This is a genomic window from Pseudomonas sp. JL2, from assembly GCF_031570495.1.
Classification (GTDB): Bacteria; Pseudomonadota; Gammaproteobacteria; order Pseudomonadales; family Pseudomonadaceae; genus Aquipseudomonas; species Aquipseudomonas rhizophila.
Window position 1 is genome coordinate 1 of sequence record NZ_JAKUDH010000028.1, and the last position, 17,720, is coordinate 17,720.

Annotated in this window: 18 protein-coding genes and 1 pseudogene; 7 read left to right on the plus strand and 12 right to left on the minus strand. The window is 60.1% G+C overall.

Going from position 1 to position 17,720, the window contains the following annotated elements; genetic code table 11:
• Window positions 1-141 (minus strand): annotated as a pseudogene (locus MKS85_RS25535) (carbon starvation protein CstA); the annotation flags it as partial.
• A gap of 160 nt (window positions 142-301) precedes the next feature.
• Between MKS85_RS25535 and MKS85_RS25540 the strand changes: the two are divergent.
• Window positions 302-670: a PilZ domain-containing protein gene (locus MKS85_RS25540; RefSeq protein WP_107322961.1), complete on the plus strand. Its 369-nt coding sequence runs from the start codon at window positions 302-304 to the stop codon at window positions 668-670.
• Between the two features lie 31 nt (window positions 671-701).
• On the opposite strand, the gene radA is transcribed toward MKS85_RS25540, so the two are convergent.
• From radA to katB, 3 genes are all read right to left on the minus strand, one after another.
• Window positions 702-2,069, minus strand: coding sequence for a DNA repair protein RadA (gene radA, locus MKS85_RS25545; protein ID WP_030140305.1), 1,368 nt, complete (start codon window positions 2,067-2,069; stop codon window positions 702-704).
• Window positions 2,070-2,112: 43 nt separating this feature from the next.
• On the minus strand, window positions 2,113-2,664 hold the full coding sequence (locus tag MKS85_RS25550) for an ankyrin repeat domain-containing protein (RefSeq protein ID WP_372241376.1): 552 nt from the start codon (window positions 2,662-2,664) through the stop codon (window positions 2,113-2,115).
• 148 nt (window positions 2,665-2,812) lie between these two features.
• The gene (gene katB, locus MKS85_RS25555; protein ID WP_188252413.1) at window positions 2,813-4,354 is read right to left on the minus strand and encodes a catalase KatB; all 1,542 of its coding nucleotides are present in this window, start codon (window positions 4,352-4,354) and stop codon (window positions 2,813-2,815) included.
• Between the two features lie 282 nt (window positions 4,355-4,636).
• On the opposite strand from katB, the gene mscL reads away from it, so the two are divergent.
• Window positions 4,637-5,050, plus strand: coding sequence for a large-conductance mechanosensitive channel protein MscL (gene mscL / locus MKS85_RS25560; RefSeq protein ID WP_047229580.1), 414 nt, complete (start codon window positions 4,637-4,639; stop codon window positions 5,048-5,050).
• A gap of 56 nt (window positions 5,051-5,106) precedes the next feature.
• Here mscL and MKS85_RS25565 read toward each other — a convergent pair whose 3' ends face one another.
• Entirely contained in the window at window positions 5,107-5,883 is a 777-nt protein-coding gene (locus MKS85_RS25565) for a ferredoxin--NADP reductase (protein WP_076386408.1), read from the minus strand.
• A gap of 291 nt (window positions 5,884-6,174) precedes the next feature.
• On the opposite strand from MKS85_RS25565, the gene MKS85_RS25570 reads away from it, so the two are divergent.
• On the plus strand, window positions 6,175-6,888 hold the full coding sequence (locus tag MKS85_RS25570) for an autoinducer binding domain-containing protein (RefSeq protein ID WP_047229578.1): 714 nt from the start codon (window positions 6,175-6,177) through the stop codon (window positions 6,886-6,888).
• A 182-nt stretch (window positions 6,889-7,070) separates the two neighbouring features.
• Window positions 7,071-8,210, plus strand: coding sequence for a class I SAM-dependent methyltransferase (locus MKS85_RS25575; RefSeq protein WP_188252414.1), 1,140 nt, complete (start codon window positions 7,071-7,073; stop codon window positions 8,208-8,210).
• A gap of 20 nt (window positions 8,211-8,230) precedes the next feature.
• On the opposite strand, the gene MKS85_RS25580 is transcribed toward MKS85_RS25575, so the two are convergent.
• From MKS85_RS25580 to MKS85_RS25590, 3 genes are read right to left on the minus strand one after another with little or no spacing between them, the layout of a single operon-like run.
• On the minus strand, window positions 8,231-8,395 hold the full coding sequence (locus MKS85_RS25580; protein WP_076386412.1) for a DUF2474 domain-containing protein: 165 nt from the start codon (window positions 8,393-8,395) through the stop codon (window positions 8,231-8,233).
• A gap of 21 nt (window positions 8,396-8,416) precedes the next feature.
• Entirely contained in the window at window positions 8,417-9,424 is a 1,008-nt protein-coding gene (gene cydB / locus MKS85_RS25585; RefSeq protein WP_047229576.1) for a cytochrome d ubiquinol oxidase subunit II, read from the minus strand.
• A gap of 3 nt (window positions 9,425-9,427) precedes the next feature.
• Window positions 9,428-10,867 (minus strand): cytochrome ubiquinol oxidase subunit I, encoded by a 1,440-nt coding sequence (locus tag MKS85_RS25590; protein ID WP_047229575.1) that lies wholly within the window; start codon window positions 10,865-10,867, stop codon window positions 9,428-9,430.
• A gap of 505 nt (window positions 10,868-11,372) precedes the next feature.
• On the opposite strand from MKS85_RS25590, the gene MKS85_RS25595 reads away from it, so the two are divergent.
• A complete protein-coding gene (locus MKS85_RS25595) occupies window positions 11,373-12,611 on the plus strand; it encodes an MFS transporter (protein WP_188252415.1) in 1,239 nt (412 codons plus the stop codon).
• On the opposite strand, the gene MKS85_RS25600 is transcribed toward MKS85_RS25595, so the two are convergent.
• From MKS85_RS25600 to MKS85_RS25610, 3 genes are read right to left on the minus strand one after another with little or no spacing between them, the layout of a single operon-like run.
• Window positions 12,608-14,809 (minus strand): xanthine dehydrogenase family protein molybdopterin-binding subunit, encoded by a 2,202-nt coding sequence (locus tag MKS85_RS25600; RefSeq protein WP_188252416.1) that lies wholly within the window; start codon window positions 14,807-14,809, stop codon window positions 12,608-12,610. The genes MKS85_RS25595 and MKS85_RS25600 overlap by 4 nt on opposite strands.
• A complete protein-coding gene (locus MKS85_RS25605) occupies window positions 14,809-15,798 on the minus strand; it encodes a xanthine dehydrogenase family protein subunit M (RefSeq protein WP_047229572.1) in 990 nt (329 codons plus the stop codon). Before MKS85_RS25605 ends, MKS85_RS25600 begins: the two co-directional genes overlap by 1 nt.
• Window positions 15,795-16,316, minus strand: a complete 522-nt coding sequence (locus MKS85_RS25610; RefSeq protein WP_047229571.1) for a (2Fe-2S)-binding protein — start codon at window positions 16,314-16,316, stop codon at window positions 15,795-15,797. Before MKS85_RS25610 ends, MKS85_RS25605 begins: the two co-directional genes overlap by 4 nt.
• 203 nt (window positions 16,317-16,519) lie before the next feature.
• On the opposite strand from MKS85_RS25610, the gene MKS85_RS25615 reads away from it, so the two are divergent.
• Together MKS85_RS25615 and MKS85_RS25620 are read left to right on the plus strand one after the other, a co-directional pair.
• Window positions 16,520-16,798, plus strand: a complete 279-nt coding sequence (locus MKS85_RS25615) for a type II toxin-antitoxin system RelE/ParE family toxin (RefSeq protein ID WP_188252417.1) — start codon at window positions 16,520-16,522, stop codon at window positions 16,796-16,798.
• A gap of 14 nt (window positions 16,799-16,812) precedes the next feature.
• Window positions 16,813-17,100: a HigA family addiction module antitoxin gene (locus MKS85_RS25620; protein ID WP_139051201.1), complete on the plus strand. Its 288-nt coding sequence runs from the start codon at window positions 16,813-16,815 to the stop codon at window positions 17,098-17,100.
• Between the two features lie 6 nt (window positions 17,101-17,106).
• Here MKS85_RS25620 and MKS85_RS25625 read toward each other — a convergent pair whose 3' ends face one another.
• Window positions 17,107-17,673 carry a DJ-1 family glyoxalase III gene (locus MKS85_RS25625; RefSeq protein WP_188252418.1) on the minus strand — a complete coding sequence of 189 codons (567 nt, stop codon included), beginning with the start codon at window positions 17,671-17,673 and terminating at the stop codon, window positions 17,107-17,109.
• Between the last annotated feature and the right edge of the window lie 47 nt (window positions 17,674-17,720).

Sequence of the window (17,720 nt, forward strand, 5' to 3'; positions counted from 1 at the left end):
GATGGCCACGGCTGCGACGACGATCCAGAGGGCGTTGATCGCCTCTCCCCGACGCAATGCCACGACGCCCAGGGCGCTCGCTCCCAAGACGGCCAGCAGTAGCCAGGGTATGTGGCGCAGCAGGCTATTATTATTCGTCATTTTTATATTCCGGCCAGGGTGGACAAGAAAGACAGCCATCGGAGTTTAGCGCTAACGAGAACAAAGGCCACCCCCGACATTTGTCTGCCCAGCAGCCCAACGGTGACGACGGCGCGCCAGTTGGGTCTATAGTCAATCAATCTCCAGAAAGGAATGCGTAATGAGCGAACGCCGCCGCTTCGTACGAATCGAGTTCCATGCCCGAACCGAGCTGAGTCAGGGCAAGGACGAGGACAAACTGACTTGGCCGGTCGAACTGCTGGACCTGTCTCTCAAGGGCCTGCTGATCAAAAAGCCCGAGCCCTGGCTTGGCAATCCCGAGAAGACTTTCGTAGCCGACATTCACTTGAGCAACGACGTGGAAGTGCAGATGGAGGTTCGGTTGACCCACGACGACCATGGCCATCTGGGCTTTGTCTGCGAGCATATCGACCTGGACTCCATCGCCCATCTGCGCCGGCTGGTGGAGTTGAACCTCGCCGATCAGGCTGAGCTTGAGCGGGAATTGGCGGCGTTGGTACATATTTGAATAACCCTGCACCACGCAGCAGGCCTCGGAGTTATTCGAACAATGCATCCAGCGCCTGTTCCAGGCGAGTCACGGCAATGATCTGCAACCCGGCAGGCGCTTCCTTCGGCGCGTTGCCCTTGGGCACGATGGCGCGTTTGAAACCGTGCTTGGCCGCCTCCTTGAGCCGCTCCTGTCCGCTGGGCACCGGCCGGACTTCCCCCGACAGCCCCACTTCACCGAACACCAGCAGATCATGGGGCAGCGGCCGATTGCGCAAGCTGGACATGACCGCCGCCATCAACGCCAGGTCAGACGCGGTTTCCAATACTTTGACGCCGCCCACCACGTTGAGGAAAACGTCCTGATCGTGGGTGGGAATGCCACCGTGTCGATGCAGGACCGCCAGCAACATGGCGAGCCGATTCTGATCCAGCCCCAAGGTGACCCTACGCGGGTTCGCCAAATGGCTGTCATCCACCAGCGCCTGAACCTCCACCAGCATCGGTCGGGTGCCTTCCCAGGTCGCCATGACCACACTGCCCGGCACTTCTTCCTGGGCGCGCGTGAGAAAAATCGCCGAAGGATTCGAGACTTCTTTCAAGCCTCTGTCGGTCATGCCGAACACACCCAATTCATTGACGGCGCCAAAGCGATTCTTCACTGCCCGCAACAAACGCAGGCGACCGTCGGACTCACCCTCGAAATACAACACGGTATCCACCATGTGCTCCAGCACCCGCGGGCCAGCCAGCGCGCCTTCCTTGGTGACGTGGCCCACCAGGAAAATCGCCGTACCGCTCTGTTTTGCGTAGCGCACCAGCAACGCCGCGCTTTCACGCACCTGGGACACGCCGCCCGGCGCCGATTGCAGTTGTTCGGTGAAAATCGTCTGGATCGAGTCGATCACCATGACCTTGGGTTTTTCCAGGCGGGCCGTGGCGATGATGGTTTCGATGCACGTCTCGGTCATGACCCGCAGTTGATCCTGGGGCAGCCCCAGACGCCGGGCGCGCATGGCGACTTGCTGCTGGGATTCCTCGCCAGTGACGTACAGCGCCGGCATGCGCGTGGCCAGGTTGCACAAGGTTTGCAACAGGATGGTGGACTTGCCGATGCCCGGGTCCCCGCCAATCAGCACGACCGAACCGTCCACCAGACCACCGCCCAATACGCGGTCCAGCTCGCCGGACGCGGTGGAAAACCGTGGAATTTCCTCGACGCTGACTTCGGCGAGGGTCTTGATTTGCGCCTGCTGACCGGCCCACCCCGTGCGACCGGTGGGGGCTGCGGCACCGCCACTCTCCACCATGGTTTCGGTCAAGGTGTTCCAGGCACCGCACTCACTGCACTGGCCGGCCCATTTGGGAAAGGTCGAGCCGCACTCGGTGCAGCCATACATGCGCTTTGCCTTGGCCATCTGAACTCCGGGATAAAAACCGCGATGATAGCCCACGCGGGGGTCAGCGCGGGGCCGGCATTCTGATTTCACCGTTGGCCAGGTTCGCCGCGGTATTGCCCAGCGGATCCTGGGCCTGCAGGTCCGCCCCTTTGGCCGCCAAGGCGTCGAGCAACTCGACGCGCTTGAACAGGCCGGCGTACATCGCTGCGGTCTGTCCGGCACCGTTGCGCTGGTCCGGGTTGCAATCGGTGGACAACAAACGGCGCGCGATCTGCACTTGGCCCTTGAAAATGGCGCCCATCAGCGCCGTGTTGCCCCGGTTGTCCTGGGTGCAGGCATCGGCGCCAGCGGCCAGCAGCCGCTCCACCGCCGCGCCATGGCCGTGGTAAGCGGCCAGGATCAGCGCGGTGTAGCCCTTTTCGTCCTGGCGGTTGAGCGAGTAACCGGCCTCGATAAAGGTCTCGAGCATCGGCACGTCGCCCCGGCGGGCGGCGTCGAAGTAATAAGTTTGCAACTGCTCTTGGACAGCAACCGGGTCGGTGGGCATGGGCTGATCGGCCCATACGCTCAACGACCCGATTGCGAGCATCGAAAACAGGAAGTTACGCAGCATGACGTCTCCTTGGCGCAAGGCTGTAGATGCCGGGTTGCGGGAGCATGGCTTGCCCGCAACGCAGACGACTCGGTCTGGCTTCAGACCGCAGCGCCTGCTTCGCGAGCAAGCTTTGCTCCCACGGGTTATGCACGTGCCAGGCTGTGGATCAGTCGCTGAGTTTTTCCGCCAGCGCCTTGACCCGGGTCAGATCGCCTTTGGCGACACGGGCTACACCAGTGCCGTATTCAGGATCAGCCTTGTAGAGGAACGACAGGATGATGTGCTTGCTCTCCTCATCGGTGGTCGCCAGCGATCCGCCGAAGCTTTCGATCAGGTCATTGCGCTCTTTCTGGTTGAACGAGCGGTACAGGTCACCGGCTTGCTTGAAGTTCTGCTCACGCTGGATCTTCGCCTGCTGGGTACTGCCAGTCAGCGCGGTCTTGCTGTAGCGTGCCGTTGGCTGTTCCTGGCGAGGCATCAGGCGGCTCGGCTGATAATTCACGCCGGTGCTGGTGGCGCCCGAATTCATCGCGCCGTCCTGGTTGCCATTGTTGACCGCCACCTTCGGCGCATTGATGGGCAACTGAAGCGCGTTGGGTCCCACTCGATACATTTGCGTATCGGCATAGGAGAACACCCGCCCCTGCAACAGCCGATCTTCCGACGGCTCGATGCCCGGAACAAGATTGGCCGGCGCCATCGCCACCTGCTCGGTTTCCTGGAAAACATTCGCCGGGTTACGGTTCAAAACCATTTGCCCGACTTTGCGTTCAGGCACACCCGGCCAGATTTTTGTCGCATCAAGAGGATCGAAATCAAACGTGGAAAGGTCCTGCGGGTTCAGCACCTGAACGTACAAGTCCCATTTCGGGAAGTCGCCCTTATTAATATGACTCACCAGATCGTTAGTCATATGGCTGTAATCTTGCCCCTGAACTTTCACAACTTCTTTCGGATCGAGGTTTTTCAGCCCCTGCAAACTTTTCCAATGAAACTTTACGTAGTGAACTTCACCCTTTGCATTCACCAACTTGTAGGCATGCACACCGTTACCGTCCATTTCACGATAACTGGCCGGCGTGCCGGAATTGGAATACAACTCGGTCAGCGTGCGCGTTGCTTCGGGCACGTGAGAAAAGAAATCGAAACGGCGGGCGTCATCATCCAAGTTGGTCCGAGGGTCGGGCTTGAAAGCATGGACCATGTCTGGAAACTTGATGGCATCGCGAATGAAGAAGGTCGGGAAGTTGTTACCCACCAGATCCCAGTTACCCTCGGCCGTGTAGAACTTGGTGGCAAAACCACGGGGGTCACGCAGGGTTTCCGGCGAATGGTTGCCATGCACTACAGCAGAAAAACGCACGAACACCGGCGTGGCCTGGCCAGCGGCGAAGACTTTGGCCTTGGTCAGATCACTGAGGTCGTCGGTGACTGTAAATGTGCCATGGGCGCCGGTTCCTCGTGCATGCACCACGCGCTCGGGGATGCGCTCGCGGTCGAAGCGCTGGAGTTTCTGGATCAGTTGCACGTCTTGCAACAAGGTCGGCCCGTTAGGACCGGCTGTTTGCGAGTTCTGGTTGTCGCCCACGGCCGCACCGTTATCGCGGGTCAGGGTGGCCGCGTTAACGGACAAGGACAACAGGCTGGCGGTGAGCACAAAAAAAGCACGGCGAGGGGTAAAAGTCCCGCCGCCAAGGGAAATGTTCATAGGCGTTTCCTCTGATGTTATAGAGCGCATCCATGTGCGCCTTGCAGAGGCTAGTGCTCGAAAAAGAAAAACCTAAATAGAAATGCCGCACCGATCCGATAGAAAAATCCTTATAGGGAATCGGCTCGGGACCGCGTATCACGCGCGATTGATGGCACTTTGTAAACTTTTCCTCCTGTCCCGAGTCGATAACTGAAGCTTTGTAAGCAGGCGTTTCGAGCAGGACGCGTTTGGCTGATTTACACTGCCACCATCCACTTCATCTGTCACAAGGAACAACTCATGGGCGTGATTAACGAGTTCAAGGCCTTCGCGGTCAAAGGCAATGTCGTCGACATGGCCGTCGGGATCATTATCGGTGCTGCTTTCGGCAAAATCGTTTCGTCCTTCGTTGGCGACGTCATCATGCCTCCGATCGGCCTTTTGATTGGCGGGGTGGACTTCAGCGACCTGGCCATCACACTCAAGGCGGCACAAGGCGATGCGCCGGCGGTGGTATTGGCCTATGGCAAATTCATTCAAAGCACCATTGATTTCATCATTGTGGCGTTCGCCATTTTCATGGGCGTCAAGGCCATCAACCGTCTCAAGCGCGAAGAAGCCGTTGCTCCCAGCGCGCCACCGGTTCCGACCAAGGAAGAACTGTTGCTGAGCGAAATTCGCGACCTGCTCAAGGCCCAGAACGAGAGGCCCTGACTCACGCTTCGCCGCCTGTGGCGTGGGTTTTTATCTCCTCGCCACAGGCGCCTTTTCTACCAATAGTTTTCCACGGCCACCTGACCTGGCCGACGGCTGAGACTCAGTTGCAGGCCCCTGGCCTTGAGCAGCTTGCGCGTGTCATCAATCATCTGCGGATTGCCGCACAACATCACCCGCGAGTGTTCCGGCGTCAGCTCGATGTCAGCCGCCCTTTCCAACTCGCCATTTTCGATCAGTGTCGTGATTCGTCCGCTGAGCGCACCGGGATGCTGTTCACGGGTGACGGTCGCGATGAAACGAAACTTGTGGGCGTAGCCGGCCAGGTAGTCGCGCTGGGTCAACCCTTTGATCAGCTCCTGATATGCCAGCTCCCGTGCCTCGCGGACGCTGTACACCAGGACGATCGTCTCAAATTTTTCCCATGCTTCGAAATCCTGGAGAATCGAGAGGAACGGTGCGACGCCCGTTCCCGTGGACAGCAGCCACAAATCGCGCCCGTCAACGAAACGATCAAGCGTCAGGTAGCCAAAGGCCTGGCGATCAACCAGCAGGCTGTCGCCTGGCTGCAGCCGACTCAGTTCGCTGGTGAACTCGCCGTCCGGTACCACGATGGAAAAAAACTCGAGGAATTCATCGAACGGCGAAGACACCATGGAATATGCCCGCCAAACGATGGTGCCATCCGCTTTAGCGACCCCGAGCCGGGCGAACTGGCCCGCCCGAAAACGAAAACCGCGATCCCGTGTGGTACGCAACGTAAACAAATGAGGTGCCACGGGCTGCACATCGAGCAAGGTTTGACGGGTGAACTTCTCTGAGCTGTCGATCATGAGCCACTCCAACGAGACAAGACTTACAGTGTCCCGCAAAGTGAGCCCCTTCACCACTGACAACGAGTAGTGGCACTTTAGCTACTAATGCCTCCGTCGCCGAGCATATCTTCTACCAGACTTATACAAAACTATCCCAACTGTAAAATCATACTCAAAAAGTTTATTTCTTAAACATTTCAAACTGTAAGCAAATAAAAAAAAGCTCACTGCAATTTAAGAATAGTCCTACACTAAAAATTCGCATCATGGATTGGATCCGCATGGACGAACTCAACCCAGGAGAGAGCGATGGACAAGTGGAAGGACTTGCTGTTGAGGAAGTTATCCTGTGAAAAGGACTTACAGACGGCCTATCGTCTAGTCCTGAATTTCTTTAACAATCAGGGATTTGAATATTGTGCATTCTCAGCCTATCTCGGAAGCCCGGACAAGCATACCAACAAGGTAAACCTGAATAACTACCCTTATGGATGGGACAGACTATATGAACAGAACGGCTATGCATCGAACGACCCACTAGTAGCACATTGCAATCAATCACCGCTTCCAATCTTGTGGGATGAGACTGTTTTTGCTCAGGCCCCCAAGTTGTGGCGAGAACTTAATCGACAGGGACTCAAGTATGGCTGGACCCAGGCCGTTCATGATGAACAGGGGGCACACTGCAGCCTTTTCAGCCTGGCCCGGACTCATTGCCCCATCGATATCGACGAGCACTACGCAAATCTGGGCTACGCCATTTTCGCCAGTCAAAGACTGCATGCGCTGGCCAGCAAAAAACTGGCTGACGCTGCCGCGACTCCACAAAAATGTCATTTATCACCCAGAGAGATCGAAGTATTGAGGTGGTCGGCCGAAGGCAAGACGGCTTCGGAAGTGGGCAGAATCCTCTGCCTCTCCGAGCGCACCGTGAACTTCCATGTGTGCAGTTGCATGCGAAAGCTGAACGTCAACAACAAAATCTCAGCGGTAGCCAAGGCGGCCCACATCCATGTGATCTGAACCGTGCGGCGCACTTACCAACCTGAAAAAACCCGCGAGTAATGCCTGGAAAAAAAACGTACCATTTACGGCTCCACTTGAATGATGACGCGCCCAGTACGCGACGAAGTTCATTCAGGCGGTCCCGCTGAGACACCTGCCCCGGGGCAGCGGGACATTCGTTGATCTCCAGAGTCCCAGCCATGCCCTTGCTCGACAGTCCCTTCGCCCAACTTGACCTGATCCGCCAACCCGAACAGCAGAACGAGCCGCTGCAAGCCTTTGACGCAGCCGACGAATACCTGCTCGCGTATCTGGCCGAGCAACAGCCGCTCGCCGATACCCGGGTCCTGGTCCTCAATGACAGCTTTGGTGCCCTGGCGGCGAGCCTTGCCGGCAAGGTTGAAGTCATCAGCAGCAGCGACTCGTACCTGGCCTTGCAGGCGCTGGAGAAAAACCTGGTGCGCAACGGCCTGCCCTTTGATGCAGTGCCGACGTTGCCGGCCAGCGAACCGTTGACCGGACCTTTCGACCGCGTCCTGATCAAAGTGCCAAAAACCCTGGCCCTGCTGGAAGAACAGTTGATTCGCCTGCAAGGCCAATTGGCCCCCGGTGCCCAGGTGATTGCTGCTGCGATGGTCAAGCATCTGCCACGGGCCGCCGGTGACCTGCTGGAACGCTACGTTGGCCCGGTGCAGGCCTCGCTGGCAGTGAAAAAAGCTCGCTTGTTGATCGCCACGCCAGAAGCGCTCCAGCCAGAAACCCGAGTGCCGGCCGCATCCCCCTACCCCACGCGCTATTGGCTGGAAGAGCCGAAGATCGAATTGCTCAACCACGCCAACGTGTTCTGTCGCGAAGGCCTGGACATCGGCACCCGGGCATTTCTGCCGCATCTGCCAAAGAACCTGGGCACCGCCCGCGTCGCGGACCTGGGGTGCGGCAACGGTGTACTGGCAATCGCCAGCGCCCTGCAGAATCCCGAGGCCCACTACACCTTGGTGGATGAATCGTACATGGCCGTGCAGTCGGCCGCCGAGAACTGGCGCGCCGCCCTGGGCGAGCGTGAGGTGACCATTCGAGCTGGGGACGGTCTGGCCGGGCAAGAGGCGCAGTCATTGGATGTAGTGCTGTGTAATCCGCCTTTCCACCAACAGCAGGTGGTGGGCGACTTCCTCGCCTGGCGGATGTTTCAGCAGGCGCGCGAAGCACTGGTGGTCGGCGGCGCGCTGTACATCGTCGGCAATCGGCACCTGGGCTACCACAGCAAACTGGCGCGGTTGTTCCGGGGGGTCGAACAAGTGGCCGCAACCCCGAAATTCGTCATCCTCAAGGCCCGCAAATAATTTGACCCTGCCCGGGAGCGTCAGTGGGTGGTCAGCCCTGCGGCGTTCATGAACATCCGCATCAGGCTGGCGACGATAAACAGGGCCAGCACACTGCCGGCCCAGATCAGCGCCAGCCAGCCAAGTCGCTGCCAGAGCGGCTTCTTTTCAGCCGCTTCGATGTCTTTCAAATCAGGCTTGGCCATTTTCAATGCCTCGCAGGTCAATCAATGGTAGCCGTCGTCATGGGTCACCTTTCCCCGGAACACGTAGTAGCTCCAGAAGGTGTACACCAGAATCAAAGGAATGATGAACAGCGTCCCGACCAGCATGAACCCCTGGCTCTGTGGCGGTGACGCCGCGTCCCAGATGGAGATGGATGGCGGCACGATGTTCGGCCACAAGCTGATGCCCAGACCGCTGTAACCGAGGAAGATCAGCGCCAGCGTCAGAATGAACGGCGTGTAGTTGGCGTTGCGGGCAACGGCGCGAAACAACCCGTACATGGTCACCAGCACCAGGATCGGCACCGGCAGGAACCAGAACAGATTTGGCAGGGTAAACCAGCGCGCCGCGATATCGGCGTGAGCCAGCGGAGTCCAGATACTGACGATACCGATCACCGCCAGCACCCCGAACGCCAGCGGCCTGGCCAGGTTATGCATCTGCTCCTGCAACTTGCCTTCGGTTTTCATGATCAGCCAAGTGCAGCCGAGCAAGGCGTAGGCGACGATCAAGGCCAGGCCACAGAAGACGGTGAACGGTGTGAACCAGTCCAGGGAGCCGCCGGCGAACTGGCGATCGACCACTTCGAATCCATCAATGAACGCCCCCAACGCCACCCCCTGGAAGAAGGTGGCCGTCAGGGAACCGCCGATGAACGCCTTGTCCCACAGATGGCGCTTGTGAGCCTTGGCCTTGAAGCGAAACTCAAAGGCCACGCCGCGGAAAATCAGCCCGATGAGCATCAGGATCAGCGGCAGGTACAGCGCCGAAAGCACTACCGAATAAGCCAGCGGAAACGCCCCGAACAGGCCCGCGCCACCCAGCACCAACCAGGTTTCGTTACCGTCCCAGACCGGCGCTACGGTGTTCATCATCACGTCACGATCACGCTCAGCCTTGATGAAGGGGAAAAGAATGCCGATCCCCAGGTCAAAGCCATCCATGATCACGTACATCATGATGCCGAAGATGATGACCACGGCCCAGATCAGCGGAAGATCAATACCCATGACTCAATTCCCCTTGTGCGAGCTGTCGTTATGGTCCACTTCGTCGTCGCCATCATCGGCGGCCGACAATGGACGGGCCGGGGTACGTTTCTGACCCGGGCCACCGTCGGCCGGCTCATCTTCATGGGCTTCCGGCCCTTTGCGCACCAGGCGCATCATGTAGCTCAGCCCCGCACCGAACAGCGCGAAATACACCACGACGAACAGCACAAGCGTGATGCTCATCTGCGCAAAGCTGTGGCCGGAGGAAGCATCGGCCGTGCGCATCAGGCCGTAGACCACCCAGGGCTGGCGACCGATTTCGGTGGTGAACCAGCCTGCCAGGATCGCGATCAGGCCGGACGGCCCCATCCACAAGACCATGTGAAGGAACGGTCGAGACTGGTAGAGCCGGTCGTTGCGGCGCAACCAGAGACTGCACAGACCGGTGAAGATCATCAGCAGCCCCAGGCCAACCATGATCCGGAACGACCAGAACACAATGGTCGAATTCGGTCGGTCTTCAGGCGGGAACTCCTTGAGGGCCGGCACCTGCTTGTCCAGGCTATGGGTCAGGATCAGGCTGCCCAGGTAGGGGATTTCCACGGCGAACCGGGTCTTTTCCGCCTGCATGTCCGGCCAGCCAAACAGGATCAGCGGGGTAGGCTCATTGCCGACGTTTTCCCAGTGACCTTCGATGGCCGCGATCTTGGCCGGTTGATGCTTGAGGGTGTTGAGGCCATGGAAGTCGCCAATGACGGCCTGGATCGGCGCCACCAGCAACGCCATCCACATCGCCATCGAGAGCATGCGGCGAATGGCCGGGGTATCCCGACCGCGCAACAAGTGCCAGGCCGCCGACGAACCGACGAAAAACGCCGTGGCGACAAACGCTGCCGTGGACATGTGCAACAGGCGATAGGGGAACGAGGGGTTGAACACCACCGCCAGCCAGTCCACCGGGATGACCCGGCCATCGATGATTTCGTAGCCCTGGGGAGTCTGCATCCAGCTGTTGGAGGACAGGATCCAGAACGTCGAGATCAGCGTGCCGATCGCTACCATGACTGTGGAAAAGAAATGCAGACCACGCCCGACGCGGTTCCAACCGAACAGCATCACCCCCAGGAACCCGGCTTCGAGGAAGAACGCCGTGAGCACCTCGTAAGTCAGCAGCGGCCCGGTGACCGCACCGGCGAAGTCAGAGAAACGACTCCAGTTGGTGCCGAACTGATAGGCCATGACCAAACCGGATACCACCCCCATGCCGAAGTTGACGGCAAAGATCTTCGACCAGAAGTGGTACAGGTCGCGGTAGGTGTCGTCGCGGGTCTTGAGCCACAAGCCCTCGAGTACCGCCAGGTAACTCGCCAGGCCGATGGTGATGGCCGGGAACAGGATATGGAACGAGATGGTGAACGCGAACTGGATTCGGGCGAGATCGAGCGCCTCCAAACCGAACATAAGTCTTCCTCTGTCAGGTAAAACCGGCTGCGGGCGGGGCTTGCATCGCAACCTCCAGGGATATGGAGTGCGATGCTTTTCAAATCGTTCTTTTTTTAAACCGTCACAACGCAGGAACGTGGCCGGATGGCCGCCAGCCCAAGGCCCCGGAGGGTATTGACCTGGATCAAGCAATGCTCAAAGAGTAGTCGCATTATGGCCGCCGGACGGCGTGGTCTTTTGTCGCGTGACAGGTTGTCTCAGTGCTGCAATCCTGCTCTAAGCCAAGATTTCTTGAATCTTGAGGAGTGCACTGTTGTGGTGAGGGGATTTATCCCCGATCGAGTGCGCAGCGCTCGCAAAAGCTTGGGGCCGCTTCGCACCCCAGCGGGGATAAATCCCCTCGCCACAAAAAAAGCGTGCTATGTGAAAAGTAGATGCTTGGCTAACTATTTTTCCAGCAACCGCAACCTCCAGTTACAACTCGGTGATAATCTCGATGCCCTCATCACCGGACCCGTCATAGATGCCCAGCCAAGCGCCATTGCTGCTCCGCCATCACCGCCCCTTCATCGCCTTCTGGCTGGCCCGGATTTTCACCGCCAGTGGCTTCCAGATGCTCACCGTGGCCATCGGCTGGAACCTCTATCAACTGACCGGCAACGTATTGGACCTGGGTCTTGTAGGGTTGGTGGAGTTTGCTCCGCGTGTGCTGTTCATGCTGCACACCGGGCATGTGGCCGATCGCTATGATCGCCGCAAGGTCGCGGCGATCTGCCAGTCGTTGCAGGCGATGATTGCCCTGGCGCTGGTCATCGGCAGCGCCACCGATAACGTCACGCGGGAGATGATCTTCATCCTCGCCTTCCTGCTGGGCGCCGCCCGCTCCTTTGAGATGCCGACCACCCAAGCGCTGCTGCCGAGCATCGTGCCGGCCGCGCTGTTTCCCCGCGCCGTGGCCGCCGCGCAGTCGGCCCAGCAGTCCGCGACCATCGTCGCCCCGGCACTGGGCGGTCTGCTCTATGCCTTCGGCAGCGTCTGGGTCTATGGGCCGACCGTGTTGCTCTACGTCATCGCCTGCTGCCTGATGCTCAACCTGCCCGCCCGCCAGACGCCGCTGAACAAAGGCAAGGCAACCATGGATTCGTTGCTGGCCGGGATTCGCTTCATCCGCAGCCGCCCGGACATTCTCGGGGCGATTTCCCTGGACCTGTTCGCGGTACTGCTGGGCGGCGCGACCGCGCTCTTGCCGGTGTTCGCCAAGGATATTCTGCTTACCGGCCCTTGGGGCCTGGGCCTGCTGCGCTCGGCTCCGGCGGTGGGGGCCTTGCTGATGTCGCTATGGCTGGCGCGGTTTGCCGTGGAGCGCAAGGTCGGTCGGGTGATGTTCACCGCCGTGGGCGTGTTCGGCGTCGCCACCATTGCCTTCGGCCTCTCCACTTCGTTCTGGTTTTCCCTGGCGGTGCTGGTGGTGCTAGGCGCGGCGGACATGATCAGCATGGTGATCCGCGCCTCCTTCGTGCAGTTGGAAACGCCGGACGAAATGCGCGGCCGGGTCAGCGCCGTGAACGGGCTGTTCATCGGCGCCTCGAACCAGTTGGGCGAGTTCGAGTCCGGCCTGACCGCCCACTGGTTCGGCACCGTGCCGGCGGTGGTCATGGGCGGTGTCGGCACACTGCTGGTGACCGGGGTCTGGATCAAACTGTTCCCGACCCTGGCCAACCGTGACCGGATGCACGAACCGGTGGACGCTACGAAAACCTAAAGCAATTTATCCAGCGTGATGGGAAAGTCCCGGACCCGTTTGCCGGTGGCGTGATAAATCGCATTGGCCACGGCCGCCGCCACACCAACGATGCCAATCTCACCGACGCCCTTGGAGCCGAGGGCATTGACGATCTCGTCGTGCTCGTCGACAAAAACCACGTCAATGTCCCCGATGTCGGCGTTCACCGGCACATGGTATTCCGCCAGGCTGTGATTCATGTGCCGGCCCAACGCATGGTCAGTCAAGGTTTCTTCGTGCAAGGCCATGCCGACGCCCCAGACCACGCCGCCGAGGATCTGGCTGCGCGCGGTTTTCGGGTTGATCACCCGTCCGGCGGCGATGGCGCTGACCACCCGATTGACCTTCACCGTGCCCAAGTCCTCATCCACCAGCACTTCGACAAACACCGCCGAATGCGTGGCCGTGGCGTAGGCTTGGCGTTTTTCCTCCGGCTCGGCAGTGACCTGAACCTGCAAGGGCGTCTCGCCGCTTTTTTGCGCCAACTCTGCCAACGAGACACAGGCCTCGCCCAACCGTAGCTGACCGTCGGCAAACGTCACTTGCTCAAGGGTCGCGCCAGCAAAGGCCGGACAGCTCTGCCGCGCCACAGCCAGGAGTTTTTCCTTCAGGGCTTCACAGGCCTGCTGCACAGCGGTGCCCACCGACGAGACGGTGAACGAGCCGCCCTGCAGCGGCGCAGTCGGCAGCGACGAATCACCGAGGACAAAGGTGACGTTTTCCAGGGAAATCCCTGACGCTTGGGCGGCGATCTGGGTCATGACTGTGTAGGTGCCAGTACCGATGTCAGTGGTGGCACTGCTGACGGTCAACTGACCGTTGGCATCCAGCGAGGCCCGAGCGCTGGCCTTCTGCTGCATGGCCTCCCACACACCGCCCGCCATGCCCCAACCGACCAACTGCCGACCTTCACGCATGCTGCGCGGTTCCGGGTTGCGCTTGTCCCAGCCAAAACGACGGGCACCTTGGGCATAGCACTCACGCAACTCCTTGCTGGAATATGGCTTGTCTTCGTTCTCGTTACGCTCGGCATAGTTGAGCAACCGCAGTTGAACCGGATCGATCGCCAGGGCACAGGCCAGTTCATCCATGGCGCACTCCAGGCCGATCAGTCCCAAGGCAGCGCCAGGGGCGCGCATGTCCAGCGGCGTATAGACGTCCAGCGGCACCAGTTTGTAGGTCAATTCAACGTTGTCGCAGTGATAGAGCATGCCGCTCCACTCCACCACATGCTCGGTGAAATCTTCAAAGCGCGAGGTCTGGCCGATGGCGGTATGCGCCACCGCCAACAGTCGCCCGTTGGCCGCGGCCCCCAGTTGCAGGCGCTGAAAGGTCCGTGGTCGATAGCCAAAGGTAAACATCTGCTGGCGCGTCAGACTGACCCGCACCGAGCGTTTGAGCGTCAGCGCTGCCATCACCGCCAGGGGCAGTTGGTACTGTGGCCGCAGCCCGGAACCGAAGGCGCCGCCCACATAGGCGGCAAACACTCGCACCTGCTCTTTCTCAAGCCCGAAGACCTTTTGCACATAGGCTTGGCAGTTTTGCGTGCCTTGGGTCTTGTCGTGGATGTGCAGGCTGCTGTCAGGCTGATACAGCACGGTGGAGGCATGAGGCTCCATCGGGTTGTGGTGTTCGATCGGTGTGCTGTAGGACACGTCCACACTGAGGGCCGAACTGGCGTACTCGCCCTGAAAATTCCCACGGGGCTTGGGCAATTCTGCCGGCGCCGGATGGGCTTCGTTTTGCAGGATTGCCAGATCGGTCTGATGGTCCCGGGCTTCATATTCGATTTCAATAAGCGAACCGGCGTAACGGGCCAGCTCGAGGTTTTCAGCGACCACCAAGGCCAACGGCTGGCCGCCGTAGAGTACCTGATCGTTGTACAGCGGTCGGAACGGCGAACCCTCTGCCGCATCGGCGTCCTCGTAAGGCTCGTCGTAGCTGGCGATCCTGGGGCGGTTGGTGTGGTCGATCACCGTGACCACCCCGGGCAACGCCAACGCTCGGGTGGCATCGATGCGCAGCACGCGGCCACGGGCGATGCTGCTGGAGACGACGCTGCCGTGCAGCAAACCGTCCTCGGGGTATTCGCCGGCATATCGGGCCTGGCCGGTGACCTTGAGCAGGCCATCGACCCGGTCAAGTGGTTGCCCTATGGATTTGCTCGAAGCATTCATCAGGCTTGTCCTCCCACCAGTGCGGCATCGCTCAAGGCGCGGACCACTGCCCGGCGCGCCAGTCTGACCTTGAAGCCGTTATGTTCCAGCGGCTCGGCGTTTTGCAACAGCGCGTCAGCGGCAGCAGTGAAGGTTTCGCGGCTGACGGTCTGGCCGGTCAGCCAGCTCTCCACGGCCCGGTCGCGCCAGGGTTTGTGGGCCACGCCGCCGAGGGCCAGGCGCGCCTGGCGGATCACCGGCCCGTCCAGCTCGAGCGCCGCCGCTACCGAAACCAGCGCAAAGGCGTAGGAAGCCCGGTCCCGAATTTTCAAGTAATGGCTGTGTTCAGCGAAACCGGCGGCAGGCAACTCAATGGCGGTGATCAGTTCATCATCGGCCAGTTGGTTGTCCCGTTCCGGGGCATCGCCGGGCAGACGGTGAAAGTCAGCGAACTCGATGGTCCGTGCCCCGCCCCGACCGATAACATGCACCACGGCCTCCAAGGCAGCCAGTGCCACGCACATGTCGGAAGGGTGCGTGGCGACACATTGATCACTGGCGCCGAATATCGCGTGCATACGGTTCAAGCCGTCCCGAGCCGGACAGCCGCTGCCTGGCCGTCGCTTGTTGCACGGCACGTTGGCGTCATAGAAGTAATAACAGCGGGTGCGTTGCAGGAGGTTACCGCCGGTGCTGGCCATGTTGCGCAACTGCGGCGAGGCGCCCGCCAGGATTGCCTGGGAAAGCAGCGGATAGCGGCGCTGGATCCAGGGATGCCAAGCCAGATCGGCATTGCTCACCAACGCGCCGATCATCACCCCACCGGAAGGGGTTTCGCTGAGGTCCGCCAGGGGCAGCCCGGTAATGTCGATCAGGTGCTCGGGGCGGGTGAGGTTTTCTTTCATCAGGTCCAGCAGGTTGGTGCCACCGGCAATGAAGCGTGAAACCGGGCTCGACAAGTCGACGGCGGCCTGCACGGTGTCGGGCTTGCTGTATTGGAAAGGGTTCATTGATCACCTCCCTGCTGACAGAGCGGCAATGCCTCTTCGATAGCGTCACGAATGTTGTTGTAGGCGCCGCACCGGCAGAGATTGCCGCTCATCAGTTCGCTGATCTGCGCCCCAGTCTGTGCCCGGCCTTCATTGGCCAATCCCACCGCGGAACAGATCTGCCCAGGCGTGCAGTAACCGCACTGGAAGGCGTCGTGCTTGATGAAAGCCTGCTGCATGGGATGCAACTGATCACCGTTGGCCAACCCCTCGATGGTGGTCAGCTCAGCGCCGTCGCACATCACCGCCAGGGTCAGGCAGGCGTTGATCCGCTTGCCATCGCGCAGCACCGTACAGGCACCACATTGACCGTGGTCGCAACCTTTCTTGCTGCCCACCAGATCCAGTTGCTCACGCAGCAGGTCCAGCAGCGTGGTCCAGGGCAGCACGTGCAGTTCGCGCGCCTGACCATTGAGCGTCAGGCGGATCGGATGGCGGACGAAGGACGCCGGTGTCGCTTCGGACAGGGTCGCGCTCATAAACACCTCACGGTTGGTCGTACACTCGCGGCGTTTTCGCAAACCGCCGTCATAAGGGGTACGACTTCGGGGTGGGGTGAGCGTTCAAGGCAATTTCGACGCGCCGAAAAAGCCTTGGCCATCGCAGGACACACAGATTTGCCTGGCATGTGCGGTATATATGTACCGCACCGAGTGTAATGTATCGCCTTACACTCGATTCCATGATTAAATCCTTCCGACACAAAGGCCTCAGGATCTTCTATGAAACGGGTTCGACCCGTGGAATCCGGGCTGACCATGGAAACCGCCTGGCTCGCATGCTCCAGTTCATGGACCGGGCGCAGTCGCCTGACGACTTGGATATCCCCGGATGGCGACTGCATCCACTCAGAGGTGAGCTGGTTGAATACTGGTCGCTGAGTGTTTCGGGAAACTGGCGGATTATTTTTCGTTTTAGCGGATCGGATATCGAACTGGTCGATTATCTGGACTACCACTGACAGGAGGCTGGAACATGCCCATGCACAATCCGCCACACCCTGGCGAAACGCTACTGATGGATGTGTTGCCCGAACTGGGCATCACAGTCACCGAGCTGGCGCGGCATTTGGGCTTCGCCCGACCGCATCTCTCTCGGGTATTGCACGGCCATGCCCCCGTCAGCCCCGATCTGGCGGTGCGCCTGGAACGGGCCGGGATCGGCAAGGCCAGGGTCTGGCTGGGTGTTCAGACGGACTATGATCTGTGGCAAGCCGAGCAGCGTGAACAACCTTTGATCGAACGCTTACCTCACCACGCCTGATGCCTGTCAGGCCAGCAACTCCGCCGCCACCACGCCCCTCACGCCCTTGCCACAGAGTTGTTCCACCAGCGTCAAGGCAAGCGCCAGGGCGGCAGCCGAGCCTTGGGCGGTGATGCAGTTGCCGTCCACCACCACCGGCTGATCGACAAAATTGCAACCGGACAGTTGCTGGCTCACGGCGGGCAGGCAGGTCATGCGGCGCTGGCGCAGTACGCCGAACGCCTGCAAGGCAAGGGCCGGGGCTTCGGCGATGGCGGCGAAGAAACGTCCAGTGGCGGCCTGGTCCTTGATCAGTTGTCGCAGTGGCTGATGGGCCGCCAGGTGTTGGGCGCCGATGATGCCGCCGGGCAGGACGATCAGATCAAAGTCCTGCGCCAACAAGTCCACCAGCATACCGTCGGCGGTCAGGCGCGTGCCGCGGGCACAGGTGAGCATCCGCCGCCCTTCGATACTTGCCACCACCACTTCGACCTGAGCTCGACGCAGCACGTCGATCAGCGTAACGGTCTGCAAGTCGTCGACACCTTCGGCGACGGCTATCAGGGCTCGGGGGATCTTGGTTCCAGGCATCATCGGTGTTCTCCGCTGGGTGGTTTATGAAGCCTAGTCAGGTTTGCCGG

Bases quoted from the DNA above. Each gene is read 5' to 3' on its own strand.
- radA (WP_030140305.1), bottom strand. From the start codon at position 2,069: ATGGCCAAGGCAAAGCGCATGTATGGCTGCACCGAGTGCGGCTCGACC.
- katB (WP_188252413.1), bottom strand. From the start codon at position 4,354: ATGAACATTTCCCTTGGCGGCGGGACTTTTACCCCTCGCCGTGCTTTT.
- MKS85_RS25600 (WP_188252416.1), bottom strand. From the start codon at position 14,809: ATGAATGCTTCGAGCAAATCCATAGGGCAACCACTTGACCGGGTCGAT.
- mscL (WP_047229580.1), top strand. From the start codon at position 4,637: ATGGGCGTGATTAACGAGTTCAAGGCCTTCGCGGTCAAAGGCAATGTC.
- MKS85_RS25615 (WP_188252417.1), top strand. From the start codon at position 16,520: ATGATTAAATCCTTCCGACACAAAGGCCTCAGGATCTTCTATGAAACG.
- MKS85_RS25625 (WP_188252418.1), bottom strand. From the start codon at position 17,673: ATGATGCCTGGAACCAAGATCCCCCGAGCCCTGATAGCCGTCGCCGAA.
- MKS85_RS25550 (WP_372241376.1), bottom strand. From the start codon at position 2,664: ATGCTGCGTAACTTCCTGTTTTCGATGCTCGCAATCGGGTCGTTGAGC.
- MKS85_RS25595 (WP_188252415.1), top strand. From the start codon at position 11,373: ATGCCCAGCCAAGCGCCATTGCTGCTCCGCCATCACCGCCCCTTCATC.
- MKS85_RS25590 (WP_047229575.1), bottom strand. From the start codon at position 10,867: ATGTTCGGTTTGGAGGCGCTCGATCTCGCCCGAATCCAGTTCGCGTTC.
- MKS85_RS25605 (WP_047229572.1), bottom strand. From the start codon at position 15,798: ATGAACCCTTTCCAATACAGCAAGCCCGACACCGTGCAGGCCGCCGTC.
- MKS85_RS25565 (WP_076386408.1), bottom strand. From the start codon at position 5,883: ATGATCGACAGCTCAGAGAAGTTCACCCGTCAAACCTTGCTCGATGTG.
- MKS85_RS25575 (WP_188252414.1), top strand. From the start codon at position 7,071: ATGCCCTTGCTCGACAGTCCCTTCGCCCAACTTGACCTGATCCGCCAA.
- MKS85_RS25610 (WP_047229571.1), bottom strand. From the start codon at position 16,316: ATGAGCGCGACCCTGTCCGAAGCGACACCGGCGTCCTTCGTCCGCCAT.
- MKS85_RS25570 (WP_047229578.1), top strand. From the start codon at position 6,175: ATGGACAAGTGGAAGGACTTGCTGTTGAGGAAGTTATCCTGTGAAAAG.
- MKS85_RS25540 (WP_107322961.1), top strand. From the start codon at position 302: ATGAGCGAACGCCGCCGCTTCGTACGAATCGAGTTCCATGCCCGAACC.
- MKS85_RS25580 (WP_076386412.1), bottom strand. From the start codon at position 8,395: ATGGCCAAGCCTGATTTGAAAGACATCGAAGCGGCTGAAAAGAAGCCG.
- MKS85_RS25620 (WP_139051201.1), top strand. From the start codon at position 16,813: ATGCCCATGCACAATCCGCCACACCCTGGCGAAACGCTACTGATGGAT.
- cydB (WP_047229576.1), bottom strand. From the start codon at position 9,424: ATGGGTATTGATCTTCCGCTGATCTGGGCCGTGGTCATCATCTTCGGC.